4 protein-coding genes are annotated in these 1,123 nt (G+C 61.2%); 3 read left to right on the top strand and 1 reads right to left on the bottom strand.

The window, feature by feature from the left end:
- Positions 1–18: 18 nt before the first annotated feature.
- From IEW00_RS17405 to IEW00_RS17395, 3 genes are read left to right on the top strand one after another with little or no spacing between them, the layout of a single operon-like run.
- Complete coding sequence (locus tag IEW00_RS17405; RefSeq protein ID WP_188515697.1) at positions 19–342, top strand: conjugal transfer protein TraD; 324 nt, start codon at positions 19–21, stop codon at positions 340–342.
- Complete coding sequence (locus IEW00_RS17400; protein ID WP_308419348.1) at positions 251–580, top strand: conjugal transfer protein TraD; 330 nt, start codon at positions 251–253, stop codon at positions 578–580. The genes IEW00_RS17405 and IEW00_RS17400 overlap by 92 nt, the downstream gene beginning before the upstream one ends.
- A gap of 18 nt (positions 581–598) precedes the next feature.
- A complete protein-coding gene (locus IEW00_RS17395; RefSeq protein ID WP_188515696.1) occupies positions 599–781 on the top strand; it encodes a DUF6771 family protein in 183 nt (60 codons plus the stop codon).
- A gap of 27 nt (positions 782–808) precedes the next feature.
- On the opposite strand, the gene IEW00_RS17390 is transcribed toward IEW00_RS17395, so the two are convergent.
- A partial coding sequence (locus IEW00_RS17390) for a HEPN domain-containing protein (RefSeq protein ID WP_505625248.1) occupies positions 809–1,123 on the bottom strand: 315 nt, incomplete at its 5' end.

Raw genomic sequence — 1,123 nt, 5'->3', positions numbered from 1 at the left:
ATCGAAGGATCAAACCCCATGCGAAAACCACGCGATTACGACGCAGAGCTTCAAGCCCTCAACGACAAGGCAAAGCAGCTCAGGACCCGCAAGCAGACACAGCTCGGCGAGCTTGTCATTGCCACCGGGGCCGATGCGCTGGGCACAGAGATACTGGCAGGCGTTCTGCTCGCGGCGATCGGCAATGACGACCCGTCACTAAAGGAGGCCTGGCGCAAACGCGGCGCTGCGTTCTTTCAGGGCAGCACCAATGCTCGCCGATCAGCTGGCAAAGACACTGGCGGCACACAAGCGGGTGATCCAGGCGCGCAACCGGCAGCTGGTACACCGGGCACGGCATGACATGCGCGACTGGCGGGTCAAACGCCGCGAACGGACGCGGCAGCTGATCGAGCTAGGCGGGCTTATCGCAAAGGCAGAGCTGATCGATCTCACCGATGATGATCGCGCCGTGATACTTGGTCTTCTCATCGAGGCTGCGGCGAAGCTGAAAAGCGAGAACCGCGATCAGCAGTTGCTGCTCTGGCGGCGACGCGGTGCACGGGCGTTCGCGCAAAACCAGTTGGCGGAAAGACCATGATCCCGCATAGGCAGCCCCATGACGGGGGCAAGCAATCAACTGGTGGTGAGCGTGCTTGCGCGTGCGCCGCAATGGGTGAAGCAGGAAATGCTTTCACCTGATCCAATCGTACGCGCGCGTGCCGAAGAGACGTTGGCAGCGATGATCAGCAGCGCGCTGGACGAAAGTGAAACCGAGGAGCCGGGAAGCGAAGCAGCCTGACAGCTCGCGAGCGGTCGGTTAGCCAGCTTAGCCGACCTTGTCCGCCAACAACGCGATGCGTTCCGAACAGATCGCGTGGACAGCCCGGCCAAGTTCCTCCACGCACTTGCCAAGGCACAACAGCTCCTCTTCGGTGATCCGATAATGCTTTGAGTAGCGGGCCTTCACATAGGCCTCTTTGAGCTTCTCGAACCGCGCGCGATCGATGCGCGTGTCGCGCGGCCAGGCATCAACCAGACGCATGTCGATGCGTTCGGCCTGCGTGCGCAGAAAGCCGAGATTGTGGACGTGTTGGGGTGGACGGCCCCCAAACGGCATCAAATGTGCCAAGATTGAGTCGTT

The sequence above is a fragment of the Blastomonas aquatica genome (assembly GCF_014639875.1).
In the GTDB taxonomy this organism is placed as follows: domain Bacteria; phylum Pseudomonadota; class Alphaproteobacteria; order Sphingomonadales; family Sphingomonadaceae; genus Blastomonas; species Blastomonas aquatica.
The sequence above is the reverse complement of the archived record's forward strand: the minus strand, read 5'-3'. Positions and strand labels throughout refer to the sequence as shown.